The organism is Microbispora sp. NPDC046973 (assembly GCF_040644495.1).
Lineage (GTDB): Bacteria > Actinomycetota > Actinomycetes > Streptosporangiales > Streptosporangiaceae > Microbispora.
The window spans coordinates 26422-38748 of record NZ_JBEYWQ010000014.1 but is presented as its reverse complement, the minus strand read 5'-3'; the positions used below and the strand labels follow the sequence as shown (position 1 = coordinate 38748).

Here is a 12327-nt window from a genome sequence, read left to right as displayed (position 1 = left end):
ACCGCCCCCTCAGCACAGGTAGTCGTCGTAGCCCGCGCCCGACCGCGTGCGTGCGGCCATGGGGTCGGGCATCCCGCCGGTGATGCCCTCCAGCCGGCTCTCGTCCAGCTCGGCGCCCACCTCGGAAAGGTCCCGCAGCTCGGTCTTGGGCTGTGCGCTCATGGTCTTCTCCTTTCGGTCGCGTCGGGAGCCGGGCGGCTCCCCCCGTGTCCCAGAGCCTGCCTTGATCGTCTTGGAACCGGATTGCGTGACGGAGGTAAGCGACTTGTGGCCTGCTTAATTCGCAGTTCGTGAAGGTCAGGCGCCCAGCCGCTGCGCGGCGACGAGGCGCGCGTAGTGCCCGTCCCGGCTGAGCAGCTCGTCGCGGCCGCCCGCCTCCACGACCCGGCCCCGGTCCAGCACGAGGATGAGGTCGGCGTCCCGCACGGTGCTCAGCCGGTGGGCGATGACGACGCGGGTGCCCGCGAAGCCGCGCAGGCTCTCCTCGATCGCGGTCTCGGTCGCGGTGTCGAGGTGGCTCGTGGCCTCGTCGAGCAGCAGCATCCTCGGCTCCGACAGCAGGGCGCGGGCGAGCGCGAGCCGCTGACGCTGCCCGCCCGACAGCCCGCCGCCGTCGATGAGCAGCGTGTGGTAGCCCATCGGCATGGCCGAGATCTCCTCGTGGAGGCGGGCCGCCCGGGCTGCCCGCTCCACCTGCTCCCGGGTAGCGGAGGGAACGTTGAGCGCGATGTTGTCGAAGATCGTGCCGTGGAAGAGGACGGGCTCCTGCGGCACCACGCCGAACTGGCGGCGCAGGGCGCCGGGATCGAAGGCGGCGCCGGGCACGCCGTCGTAGCGGATCTCACCCTCGCTGGGCGTGAGCAGCCCCAGGATCAGCCGGGCCAGGGTGGTCTTGCCGGATCCGGAGGCGCCGACCAGCGCGACCTTCTGCCCGGGACGGACGGTGAAGGTGACGTCCCGCAGGATCCACGGGCTGTCCGGGCCGTAGCGGAAGCCGACGCGATCCAGCTCGATCCGTCCGGCGAGCGTACGGGTGACCGGGGCGGCGGGAACCGGCTCCGGCTCGGCGTGCCAGACGTCGGCCAGGCGCTCCACGTGCGGCCGGACCGTCTGGACGGCCTGCAGCCCGGCGACCAGCGAGCTCAACGGGGCCAGCGCGGCGCCCGCCAGAGCCTGCGACGCGAGCATCCCGCCGAGCGTCAGCGCTCCGTCCGCCACCTGGCGGGCGCCCACCCACACGAGGGTGAGCGGGGCGGCGAACTGCAGGGCACCGAGCAGGGCGTCCTGGAGGGCCTGCGCCCGGCCGCTTCTTCCCGACCGCTCGGCGACGGCGGCGACGGCCGTCGCCCATCTGCCGGCGATCCGCGGCTCGGAGCCGGAGGCCTTGACCGTCTCGATGCCGCGCAGGCCCTCGATCAGTCTGCTCTGCAGGTCGTTGCGGGCCTCCGTCTCGCGGTGGGCCAGGTCGCCGACGCGGCGCCGGGTGAGGAGCAGCAGGCCCACCTGGGCGAGGGCGAACGCGACCAGGCAGCCGCCGACCAGCGGGCTTCGCGCGCTGATCGCGACCAGGTATCCCAGGGCCAGCGGAGCCTCCAGGAAGGCGAGCGTCACCTGGTTGGTGAGGACCTCCCGGATCAGGGAGGTCGCCAGCACGCGGTTGACCAGGTCGGCGGAGCCGCGCAGCGCGAAGAACCGGTAGGGCGCCGCGAGGAGTCGTTCGCCCGTCACGCGGACCAGTTCGCCGTCCGCGCTCACCCTGAGCGCGACCACGGCGTATCCGCGCAGCGCCCGGACCAGTCCGTACGCGGCGACCAGGCCCACCATCCCGAGACCCGCGACGGCCAGCAGGTCGTGGTCGCCGGCCGGTAGCACCCGGTCGACGACCAGCTCGGTCAGCGCGGGGAGGGCGAAGCCGAACGCCTGCATGACGACGCTGAGCGCCACCAGCAGTGCGAGCAGCCGCCGGCGGCCGGTGAAGGCGACGGCGGCCGGCCACCGCCACCAGCGGCCCCGCCGCGGACGTCGGGTCCGCCGGAACCCGGAGCCCGGGGTGAAGACGAGCAGCACGCCGCTGTAGTCATGGGCGAGTTCGGCGCCGGTGACGCGACGACGGCCCGTCGCGGGATCGACGACCGTGACTGCGCCGGGCCCGTGGTGCTCGACGACGACGTAGTGGTCGCCCTTCCAATGCGCGATCGCCGGGAGCGGCGCGTGCGCCAGCCCGTCGGGAGGCAGGGAGAAGGCCCGTGCCTCCAGCCCTCGCCGCCTGGCCGCCTTGAGCAGGGTGAGCGCGGAGGTGCCGTCACGGCCGACGCCCATCTCCTCGCCGAGCTCGCGCACCTCCACGTGGTGTCCGTACGCGCCGAGGACCATGGCGAGGCAGGCGGGGCCGCACTCGGTGGGGGTGCGCTGATGGACGACGGGAACTCTGCCGCCGAAAACTCTGCCGTGATTGAGCCTCATGGTCCACGGAGTGTCGGCCACGAGGCTTGCCCATCGCTTGTGACCGGCTTCAATCCTCCTGAGCTGTCAGCGGCGGGCGGCTTCGACGAGGGCGTGGAAGAGCGGGCCGTCCTCGTCGGCCTCCGGGTGCCACTGGACGGCCAGGGCGAACGCCGCGCCCGTGACCTCGACGGCCTCGATCGTGCCGTCGTCGGAGCGGGCGGTGACCTCCAGCCCGTCCGCCAGACGGTCGATCGCCTGATGGTGATAGTGGGCGGGCGTCAGGTCCTCGCCGTCGTAGATCTTGGCCAACCCGGGCGAGAGCCGTACGGGGAGGCGGCCGAACGTCCCGGGGGCGGGGGAGTGGGCGGTGTGCCCGACCACGTCGGGCAGGTGCTGGTGGAGGGTGCCGCCGAGCGCCACGTTGAGCACCTGCAGGCCCCGGCAGATGCCGAGGAACGGCAGGCCGGTGCGCAGGGCGGCCTCCATCAGCCCGAACTCCGCCTCGTCGCGGAACTCCCGGACATATCCGGTCTGCGCCGCGGGGGGCGCGCCGTAGCGGGCGGGGTCGATGTCGCCCCCGCCCGCGATGATGAGCCCGTCCAGCCGCTCCACCAGCGCGGCCGGCTCCCCGGCGGGCGGCAGGATCACCGGCTGTCCGCCGGCCCGCGCGATGTGGTCGACGTACATGTACGGCAGCAGCGCCGCCGGCATGTCCCAGACGGTGAACTTCGCCGGCTCGACGTAGCACGTCACGCCGATCACGGGACGAGCCATGGCATGCCCCCTACAGCGGAGTGACGTAGGCGCCGGAGATGCCGCCGTCCACGAGGAACTCGGAGGCGGTGATGAACGACGCGTCGTCGGAGGCGAGGAACGCGACCGCCGCGGCGATCTCCTCGGCCCGGGCGAAGCGGCCGATCGGCACGTGGACGAGACGGCGCTGGGCGCGCTCGGGGTCCTTGGCGAACAGCTCCCGCAGCAGCGGGGTGTCCACAGGGCCGGGGCACAGCGCGTTGACCCGGATGCCCTCGCGGGCGAACTGGACGCCCAGCTCGCGGCTCATCGCCAGCACGCCGCCCTTGGAGGCGGTGTAGGAGATCTGCGAGGTGGCCGAGCCCATGACCGCGACGAACGACGCGGTGTTGATGATCGAGCCCTTGCCCTGCCGCTGCATGTACGGGATCGCGTGCTTGCAGCACAGGTAGACGCTGGTGAGGTTGACCTCCTGCACCCGGCGCCAGGCGTCGATGCCGGTCTCCAGGATGGAGTCGTCGTCCGGCGGGGATATGCCCGCGTTGTTGAACGCGATGTCGACGCTGCCGAACTCCTCGAACGCGGTCCGGTACATCCGGGCCACGTCGTCCTCGTCGGCCACGTCCACCTTGACGAACAGGCCGCCGACCTCCCCGGCCGCCTTCGCGCCGGCCTCCTCGTCGAGGTCGGCCACCACGACCTTGGCGCCCTCCTGGGCGAACCGGTGGGCCGTGGCCAGCCCGATGCCGCTGCCCGCCCCGGTGATGACGGCGACGCGGTCCTGCAAACGCTGCATTGATCTACTCCGTGGAGATGAAGACGTTCTTGGTCTCGGTGAAGGCCGACAGGGCGTCCGGGCCGAGCTCCCGGCCGAGGCCCGACTGCTTGAAGCCGCCGAACGGGGTCCAGTAGCGGACGCTGGAGTGCGAGTTGACCGACAGGTTGCCCGCCTCGACCGCCCGGGCCACGCGCAGCGCCCGGCCCACGTCGCGGGTCCAGATCGACCCCGACAGCCCGTACGCCGTGTCGTTGGCGATCCGCACGGCGTCGGCCTCGTGCTCGAAGGGGACGACGGACACGACGGGGCCGAAGATCTCGTCGGTGAACGCCCGCCGGAACGACTCCGAGGACGATCCGGCCAGCACGGTGGGCGGGAACCAGTAACCGGGCCCGCTCGGGCAGGTCCCGGCCGCGTACACGTCCGACTCCGTGACGAACGACGCGACCCGCTCCCGATGTTCCGCGCTGATCAGCGGGCCCATCTGGCTCGCCGGGTCGTTCGGGTCGCCGACCTTCACCTCCCGCACGGCCTGCGCCAGCCGCACGAGGAAGTCGTCGTAGACGGAACGCTCCACCAGGATGCGCGAGCGGGCGCAGCAGTCCTGGCCGGAGTTGTCGAAGACCGCCATGGGCGCCGACTCGGCCGCCCGGGAGAGGTCGGCGTCGGCGAAGACGATGTTGGCGCTCTTGCCGCCCAGCTCCAGCGTCACCCGCTTGACCTGCCCGGCGGCCTTGGCGCCGATCAGCTTCCCGACCTCGGTCGAGCCGGTGAACACGATCTTGCGTACGTCCGGGTGCTCGACGAGCCGGGCGCCGGCGACCTCGCCCTCGCCCGGGACGACCTGGAGCACGCCCTCGGGCAGCCCGGCCTCCAGGGCGAGCTCGGCCAGCCGCAGCGCGGTCAGCGGGGTCCACTCGGCCGGCTTCACGATCACCGTGTTGCCGGCGGCGAGGGCCGGGGCGACTCCCCAGGTCATGATGACCATCGGGAAGTTCCACGGCACGATGATCCCGACCACGCCCAGCGGCTCGGCGAACGTGACGTCCACCCCGCCCGGCACCGGGATCTGCCTGCCGTGGTTGCGCTCGGGCGCGCCCGCGTAGAAGTTCAGCACGTCGCGGACGTTGCCCGCCTCCCAGCGGGCGTTGCCGACGGTGTGCCCGGCTCCTGTGATCTCCAGCCGCGCCAGCTCCTCCGCGTGGTCCTCCACGACCTGCGCGAAGCGGCGCAGCAGCCGGGCCCGCTCGCCCGGGGCGACCGCCCGCCAGGCGGGGAAGGCCCGGGCGGCCCGCTCGACCGCGCGGTCCACCTCGGCGGCGTCCGCCATCTCGACCTCGGCGATCACTTCCTCGGTCGCCGGATTGACTATCTTCACAGCCGTTCGAACCCCCGATAGAGCTCCCAGTCGGTGACCGCCGCGTCGAAGGCGGCCAGCTCGACCCTCGCGTTGTTGGCGTAGTGCTCGACCACGTCCTTGCCGAACGCCTCCTCGGCGATCGGCGACCCCTCCCACAGCGCCAGGGCGTCGCGGAGCGTGGCAGGCACCCGCTCGGCCCCGGAGTCGTACGCGTTCCCGCCGAACGGCTCCTCCAGCTCCAGCCCGGCGTCGATGCCGCGCAGCCCCGCCGCGATCATGGCCGCGACCGCGAGGTACGGATTGACGTCGCCGCCCGGCACCCGGTTCTCGATCCGCAGGGAGGGGCCGTGGCCGACCAGCCGCAGCGAGCACGTCCGGTTGTCCACGCCCCACTTCACCGCAGTGGGGGCGAAGCTGCCGGGCACGAACCGCTTGTAGGAGTTGATGTTGGGGGCGTAGAGCAGGGTCAGCTCCCGCATCGCCGCGAGCTGCCCGGCCACGAAGCCGCGTCCGATCCGCGACAGCCCGTGCGGCTCGCCGCCCGCCATCACGGGGGTGCCGTCGGCGTCGCGCAGCGAGATGTGGATGTGGCAGGAGTTGCCCTCGCGCTGGTTGGGCTTGGCCATGAACGTGATCGACCTGCCCTCCTGGGCGGCGATCTCCTTGGCGCCGTTCTTGTAGAACACGTGGTTGTCGCAGGTGGTCAGCGCGTCGGCGTACCGGAAGGCGATCTCGTGCTGGCCGAGGTTGCACTCGCCCTTGGCCGACTCGACGTACAGCCCGGCGCCCTCCATGCCGAGCCTGATCTTCCGCAGCAGCGGCTCGATGCGGGAGGTGCCGAGCAGCGAGTAGTCGACGTTGTAGAGGTTGGCGGGGGTCAGGTCGCGGTAGCCCCGCTGCCAGGCCTGCTCGTAGCTGTCGTCGTAGACCACGAACTCCAGCTCGGTGCCGACGTACGCGGTCCAGCCGCGTTCGGCGAGCCGGGAGAGCTGGCGGCGCAGGATCTGCCGGGGGGAGGCCACGACGTCCGCGCCGTCCTCCCACACCAGGTCGGCCAGCAGCAGCACGGTGCCCTCGTGCCAGGGCACGCGGCGCAGCGTCGACAGGTCGGGCCGCATGACGAAGTCGCCGTAGCCGCGTTCCCAGGACGACATCGCGTAGCCGTCCACGGTGTTCATGTCGACGTCCACCGCGAGCAGGTAGTTGCAGCCCTCGGCGGCGTGGTCCAGCACCTCCTCCAGGAAGTACCGCGCCGACAGCCGCTTGCCCTGCAGCCGCCCCTGCATGTCGGTGACCGCGAGCAGGACCGTGTCCACGCGGCCCGCTTCGACGTCATCGCGGAGTCGCTCCACGCTGAGCACGGTGCCTCCCGTCCAAAAGTCTGGAATCAGACCATTGAGGGCATGCAAGCACCATGTTCCCCTCGTCGTCAACAATGTCCGGGGGGTTTAACCTCGATCTCAGGGACGGGGGACCCGCGGTGACGGGTGGAGGGACGATGCGCATGGAGATCACCCCGGCGGAGGCGTCCGTCTCCGCTCCCCGGACTCCGAGCGCGCCCGCGTCGCGGGACGCGGCCGTGGGGATCACCGGCGCGGTGTCGTTGCTCCGGCCGGTGCGGGCGGGCAACGCGTTCGAGGAGACCGTCGAGCGCCTGCTCCAGGCCATCAAGCTCGGCGTCGTCCCGCACGGCGAGAAGCTGCCGCCGGAGCGCGAGCTGGCCACCCGGCTCGGCATCAGCAGGGTCACGCTGCGCGAGGCGATCCGCGCCCTGCAGGAGGCCGGCTACCTCGACGTACGGCGCGGCCGGTACGGCGGGGCCTTCGTCGTCTACCGGCCGCCGAGCCCGCGCAAGGGCGACCTGCGCAGGGCCGTCACCCGCATGGGCGAAGACGATCTCGAGGACGCGCTGACGTTCCGGATGGCCGTCGAGTGCGGGGCGGCCCGGGTGCTCGCGACCACCGAGCTGACCCCGCTGCAGCGGGAGACGCTGGCGGCCCGGCTGTCCGGGGTGAACGACGCGGCCCCGGCCGACTACCGCCGGATGGACATCGCGTTCCATCTGGCGATCGCGGAGCTGAGCGGCTCGCCGCTGCTGGCCGCCGCCTGCGCCGACGCCCGGCTGCGGGTCACCGACCTGCTCAACGCGATCCCCGTGCTGCGGCCCAACATCGAGCACGCGGCGGTCCAGCACGCCGCCATCGCCGCCGCGATCCTGGACGGCGACCCCGAGGCGGCGGAACGGGCGGTCGCCGAACACCTGGAGGGCACGGCGGCCCTGCTGCGCGGCTTCCTCGCCTGACCACTCCCGCCGCCCCGTAGCATCGGAGGCCGGGGGATCGTTTGATGACCGACTGGTTTCACGAACGCATCATCGAGGCGCACCGCCTGCCGCTGTTCTGCTTCTTCGTCGCACTGATCACGGCGTTCGTCTTCACGCGGGTGAACGTACGGCTGATCAGGGCGCGGGCGCGGTGGCTCGGCAACGTCAGCGTGGGCGAGATGCACATCCATCACGTGGTGTTCGGCGTGGTGCTCACGCTGCTCGGCGGGGTGGCCGGGCTGGTCCTGTCGGGCGTGTCCACGGGGTGGTATTCCTTCTCCTCCGCCGTGTTCGGTGTGGGCGCGGCCCTCGTGCTCGACGAGTTCGCGCTGATCCTGCACCTGCGCGACGTCTACTGGCAGGAGGAGGGCCGCACCTCCGTGGACGCGGTCTTCGTGGCCATCGCCGCCACCGGCCTGCTGCTGCTCGGGCTGCGCCCGCTCACCTGGAACGGCGCGGACGGCGGCGGCCACTGGACGGCCCCCGCGTTCCTCTTCGTCAACCTCGTCTTCGCCATGATCACCCTGCTCAAGGGGAAGATCTGGAGCGGCCTGCTGGGGCTGTTCGTGCCGCCGCTGCTGTACGTGGGGGCGGTGCGGGTGGCCCGTCCCGGCTCGCCCTGGGCCCGCTGGTGCTACTCGGAGCGGGCGAGGCGGCCCCGGCCGCGGCTGATGGCCAAGGCGATCCACCGGGAGGAGCGCTGGCGCCGCCCGGTCATCCGGGCGAAGATCGCGGTGCAGGAGTTCGTCTCCGGCCGCCACGACCTGCCCGCGCCCGTGCTGCCCGTGCTGCCCGCCCGGCGCCACCGGCGGCGGGTCGTGTCGCCCCATCCCCGGCCGGGGGCGGACCACCCCGGGCGCCACTGGCGGTCGGGCCGGCCCCGTGCTCGCTGAGAACCGTGGCTCGCTGAAAACCATGGCCCGCTGAAACCAAGGCCCGCCGAGAACCGTGGCCCGCTGAGAACCGTGGCCCGCCGAGAACCGAAAGGCGAACCGAAGGCCGCTGAACCGACGCTGAACCTGAGCGGCCCCGCCCGCGTCCAATCCCGGCGAGAGGTGATCGATGACGGGGACGCTGCTGCCCGAGGATCCGGAGCGGCTGGGGGACTACTGGCTGGCGGGGCGGCTCGGCTCCGGCGGCCAGGGCGTCGTCTACGAGGCGTACGACGGCGACGGCCGCCGGGTGGCGGTCAAGGTGCTGCACGGCGACGCCGCGGCGGATCCGGAGCTGAGAGAGCGGTTCGGCCGGGAGGCCGCCGCCGCCCGGCGGGTGGCGTCGTTCTGCACCGCGCCGGTCATCGCCGCCGAGCTCGACGGGCCCAGGCCGTACATCGTCAGCGAGTACGTCGAGGGGCGGAGCCTGCGCCGGGCCGTGCAGGAGGGGCACGTCTTCGCCGGGGACGGCCTGCACCGGCTGGCAACCGCGATCGCCACGGCGCTGACCGCCATCCACGACGCCGGCGTCGTCCACCGCGACCTCAAACCCGACAACGTGCTGCTCGGCCCGGACGGCCCCCGTGTGATCGACTTCGGCGTCGCCAGGACCCTGGAGATGTCGCTGACCAGCACCGGCCTGGTGGCCGGGACGCCGACGTACATGGCGCCGGAGGTGTTCACCGGGCAGCGTGCCGGCCCCGCCGCCGACATGTTCGCCTGGGGCGGGATCGTGCTGTTCGCCGCCACGGGCGAGGACCCGTTCCGGGCGGAGAGCCTGGGCGGGGTGATGCACCGCGTGCTGTCGGCCGATCCCGACCTGTCCGTGCTGCCCGAGTCGCTCCGCCCGCTGGTCGGCGCGGCCCTCGTCAAGGACCCGGCCGCCCGCCCGTCCGCCCGCGACCTGCTGATGGCGCTGATCAGCGGGGGTTCCCGGGTGGACACGGCCCGGCTGCTCGCGGAGGGCAGCCGGGCGGCGCGGGCGGTGCACGCGCAGGGCGAGGCCGACCCCGCCCTGGACGCGCTCGCCGAGGGCGCGTACGACGCGCTCGGCCCAGCGGAGCGCGACCTGGTGCCGCAGATCTTCCTCCGGCTGGTCGCGGTGGGCCCGGAGGGCGAGCTCGCCACCCGCAGGGCGGCGGAGGACGAGTTGCCGCCCGGATCGGGCGAGGTGCTCAGGGTGTTCGCCTACGTGCTGTCGCGCAAGGACGGCGAGGTGGGCCTCGCCCGCCCGGCGCTGCTGCGCGCCTGGCCCAGGCTGCGGGCCTGGCTCGCCGACGAGTGGGACGGCCTGCCGGTGCACGCGGAGATCCGCGTGCGGGCCCGGCAGTGGGCCGCGGCCGGCCGCCGTCCCGCCGACCTCATGCAGGGAGGCCGCCTGGACGCGGCCGTGGGCTGGGCGGCCACCGGCCGGCGGCGTCTCGCCCTGAACGCCCTGGAACGCGAGTTCCTCGACGCGTCGGCCGCGCTGACCCGCCGGCGTGCCCGCGGCCGTCGCCTGCTCACGATGGCCCTGGCCGCGCTGCTCGCGCTGTCCCTCGCGGGCGGCGGCCTGGCGGCCTACCAGGGCAGCCGGATCGCCCGGCAACGCGACCAGATATCCGCCCAGCGCGACCGGGCCAACGGCCGGGAGGCGGCGCTGCGCGCCGGGACGTTGCGCACCACCGACCCTGCCGCCGCCATGCTGCTGAGCGTCGCCGCCTGGCGCCTCGACGGCGTCTCCGAGGCCCGGTCGAGCCTGATGTCCTCCCTCTACCAGCCGGAGGTCGCCGCCTTCCGCCCGCCGGGCGGCGGGCTGCGGGCGCTGAGCCGGGACGGGCGTACGGTCGTCGCGGTCTCGGACGACGAGATCGGCCTGTACGACGTGCGGAGCCGGCGTCTGGTGCGGCGGATCCCGCTGCCCGGCCCGCGCTCGGAGCCTCTGCTCGGCGTGGCGCTCAGCCCGAGCGGCCGGTCGGTCGCGCTGATCACCACGGCCAGGGCGATGGTGTGGGATCTGGCGGCCGGCAGGGTCCGGGCCGAACTCGCCGTTCCCGGCGCGCGGTCGGAGGGGCGGATCGAGTTCGCGGACGACGAGTCGAAGGTCGTCGTGCTGGAGGACCTGAACGGCTTCGTCTGGGACCTCGCGACCGGCCGGACGTACGGCCGGACGCACGGCCGGGCGGCGGGGAGCGGCTGGCCCGGCGACCTGCCGGCCGTGCCGCGCCGGGGACGGATCGCCGCGCTGCTGGACCCGCTGACCGGCGGGCTGGACGTGCGGCGGCTGCCCGGGCAGGACCGCGACCCGAGATTCCGGGGGGCCTGCCCCGGGAAGCTGGGGGCCGTCGCCTTCAGCCGGGACGGCGCGCTGATGGCCTGCGGGGGCCGGCAGATCACCCTCGTCTCGGCCGCCACAGGGCGGCGGGTCACCGAGGCGGGAGACGACTGGCCCTGGGCCGAGAGCGGGGCCAACGAGCCCGCCAACGCCGTCGACGCCGGCCTGAGGTTCAGCGCAGACGGGCGCTACCTGGCGGGGTTCGCCGACCGGTCCATCAGGGTCTGGCGGGTGCGCGACCACCGGCAGGTGTTCGGCTACCGGGCCGAGGACGACGTGGCGGACGTCCGCCTCGACCCCGACGGGCACACCCTGCGCTACCTCCTGGAGGAGGCCGTGGTCAGCGTGGACATCCGGCCCCGGGCCGAGCGGGTCCGCCCGCCGGGCCGGTTCTTCCGCGCGTCGCTGAGCCCCGACGGCCGCTGGATGGCGACGGAACCGGAGGAGTCCGGCCCCCTGCGGCTGTGGGACGTGCCCCGCCGCAGACAGGCCGGGTCGCTGCCGGGCACGGCCGGCTGGGGAGACCCGGTCTTCGACCGTACGGGCCGGACCATGGTGATCAGCGACGTCACCCTCGACCGGCTGCGCGCCTGGGACGTCGCCGGACGCCGACCGCTGTGGGACTACCGGGTGCCGCCCGGCCTCATGGTGGACGGTCACGCGTTCAGCCCGGACGGCGCGCTCTTCGCGGCCACGCTCACGCAGGCGGGCAACGGCTCCAGGACGCGGGGAGACCGCCTGCTCGAGTGGGACGCGCGCAGCGGCCGCCTGGTCAGGGACATCCGGCTCGACCGGCAGACCGGCGGCATCGCCTTCGGGGCCGGCGGACGGACGATCGTCTGCGGCGACGGGCGGATCCTGGACGCGGTCACCGGGCGGCAGCGGGGAAGCGCGTTCATGCCCTCGCAGTCCTTCGCGGTCAGCCCCGCCGGCGACAAGATCGCCGTGGGCGGCATCACGGGCCGGATCTTCCTCTGGGACGCCAAGGGCCCGTCCCCGGTGCCGCCGGCGCTGCACGGGACGATGGAGCAGATCAACGCGCTGGCCTTCTCCCCCAGGGAAGACGTCCTCGCCACGGTGAGCGAGGGCGGGACGGTGCAGTTGTGGGACGTGCGCGCCGGGCGGCGGCTGGGCGGGGCCGTCCCGCTGCTCGCCGACCTCGGCCTGACCCTGGCGTTCAGCGCCGACGGCGCGCGCCTGTACGTCGCCGACCAGAGCGGGGACCTGTTCGGGATGCCCGTGGACGGGGAGCTCGTGGCGCGGCAGGTGTGCGCTCGGGCGGGACGGACCCTGACCGGGCAGGAATGGGCGCGCTACCTGCCAGGGACGCCCTACCGGAACGTGTGCTGATCGTCAGCTGAGCATTTCGGGCGGTTCTGTGGGTATTTCAGGCTGTGTAAGAGCTGTTGGGGGGCGGGAGGG

Annotated in this window: 9 protein-coding genes; 3 read left to right on the top strand and 6 right to left on the bottom strand. The window is 73.5% G+C overall.

Annotated elements, in window-relative coordinates; translation table 11 throughout:
* Nucleotides 1-9: 9 nt before the first annotated feature.
* The 6 genes from ABZ860_RS24495 to ABZ860_RS24470 form a co-directional block, all read right to left on the bottom strand.
* Nucleotides 10-162, bottom strand: coding sequence for a hypothetical protein (locus tag ABZ860_RS24495; protein ID WP_357224178.1), 153 nt, complete (start codon nucleotides 160-162; stop codon nucleotides 10-12).
* Between the two features lie 135 nt (nucleotides 163-297).
* Nucleotides 298-2463: a peptidase domain-containing ABC transporter gene (locus ABZ860_RS24490; RefSeq protein ID WP_357224175.1), complete on the bottom strand. Its 2166-nt coding sequence runs from the start codon at nucleotides 2461-2463 to the stop codon at nucleotides 298-300.
* A 66-nt stretch (nucleotides 2464-2529) separates the two neighbouring features.
* On the bottom strand, nucleotides 2530-3219 hold the full coding sequence (locus tag ABZ860_RS24485) for a gamma-glutamyl-gamma-aminobutyrate hydrolase family protein (protein WP_357224173.1): 690 nt from the start codon (nucleotides 3217-3219) through the stop codon (nucleotides 2530-2532).
* Nucleotides 3220-3229: 10 nt separating this feature from the next.
* Complete coding sequence (locus ABZ860_RS24480) at nucleotides 3230-3994, bottom strand: 3-oxoacyl-ACP reductase (RefSeq protein WP_357224171.1); 765 nt, start codon at nucleotides 3992-3994, stop codon at nucleotides 3230-3232.
* Between the two features lie 4 nt (nucleotides 3995-3998).
* The gene (locus ABZ860_RS24475) at nucleotides 3999-5306 is read right to left on the bottom strand and encodes an aldehyde dehydrogenase family protein (protein ID WP_357224510.1); all 1308 of its coding nucleotides are present in this window, start codon (nucleotides 5304-5306) and stop codon (nucleotides 3999-4001) included.
* A gap of 44 nt (nucleotides 5307-5350) precedes the next feature.
* Nucleotides 5351-6688: a glutamine synthetase family protein gene (locus ABZ860_RS24470; protein WP_357224168.1), complete on the bottom strand. Its 1338-nt coding sequence runs from the start codon at nucleotides 6686-6688 to the stop codon at nucleotides 5351-5353.
* Nucleotides 6689-6834: 146 nt separating this feature from the next.
* Here ABZ860_RS24470 and ABZ860_RS24465 point away from each other — a divergent pair, with 146 nt between their 5' ends.
* The 3 genes from ABZ860_RS24465 to ABZ860_RS24455 all read left to right on the top strand — a co-directional run bounded on the left by ABZ860_RS24465 (nucleotide 6835) and on the right by ABZ860_RS24455 (nucleotide 12255).
* Nucleotides 6835-7638 carry an FCD domain-containing protein gene (locus ABZ860_RS24465; protein ID WP_357224166.1) on the top strand — a complete coding sequence of 268 codons (804 nt, stop codon included), beginning with the start codon at nucleotides 6835-6837 and terminating at the stop codon, nucleotides 7636-7638.
* A 44-nt stretch (nucleotides 7639-7682) separates the two neighbouring features.
* Nucleotides 7683-8552 (top strand): hypothetical protein, encoded by an 870-nt coding sequence (locus tag ABZ860_RS24460; RefSeq protein WP_357224163.1) that lies wholly within the window; start codon nucleotides 7683-7685, stop codon nucleotides 8550-8552.
* A 169-nt stretch (nucleotides 8553-8721) separates the two neighbouring features.
* Nucleotides 8722-12255, top strand: coding sequence for a protein kinase (locus tag ABZ860_RS24455; protein WP_357224160.1), 3534 nt, complete (start codon nucleotides 8722-8724; stop codon nucleotides 12253-12255).
* The last annotated feature ends 72 nt before the right edge of the window (nucleotides 12256-12327 follow it).

Bases quoted from the DNA above. Each gene is read 5' to 3' on its own strand.
- ABZ860_RS24495 (WP_357224178.1), bottom strand. From the start codon at position 162: ATGAGCGCACAGCCCAAGACCGAGCTGCGGGACCTTTCCGAGGTGGGC.
- ABZ860_RS24490 (WP_357224175.1), bottom strand. From the start codon at position 2,463: ATGAGGCTCAATCACGGCAGAGTTTTCGGCGGCAGAGTTCCCGTCGTC.
- ABZ860_RS24485 (WP_357224173.1), bottom strand. From the start codon at position 3,219: ATGGCTCGTCCCGTGATCGGCGTGACGTGCTACGTCGAGCCGGCGAAG.
- ABZ860_RS24480 (WP_357224171.1), bottom strand. From the start codon at position 3,994: ATGCAGCGTTTGCAGGACCGCGTCGCCGTCATCACCGGGGCGGGCAGC.
- ABZ860_RS24475 (WP_357224510.1), bottom strand. From the start codon at position 5,306: ATGGCGGACGCCGCCGAGGTGGACCGCGCGGTCGAGCGGGCCGCCCGG.
- ABZ860_RS24465 (WP_357224166.1), top strand. From the start codon at position 6,835: ATGCGCATGGAGATCACCCCGGCGGAGGCGTCCGTCTCCGCTCCCCGG.
- ABZ860_RS24460 (WP_357224163.1), top strand. From the start codon at position 7,683: ATGACCGACTGGTTTCACGAACGCATCATCGAGGCGCACCGCCTGCCG.
- ABZ860_RS24455 (WP_357224160.1), top strand. From the start codon at position 8,722: ATGACGGGGACGCTGCTGCCCGAGGATCCGGAGCGGCTGGGGGACTAC.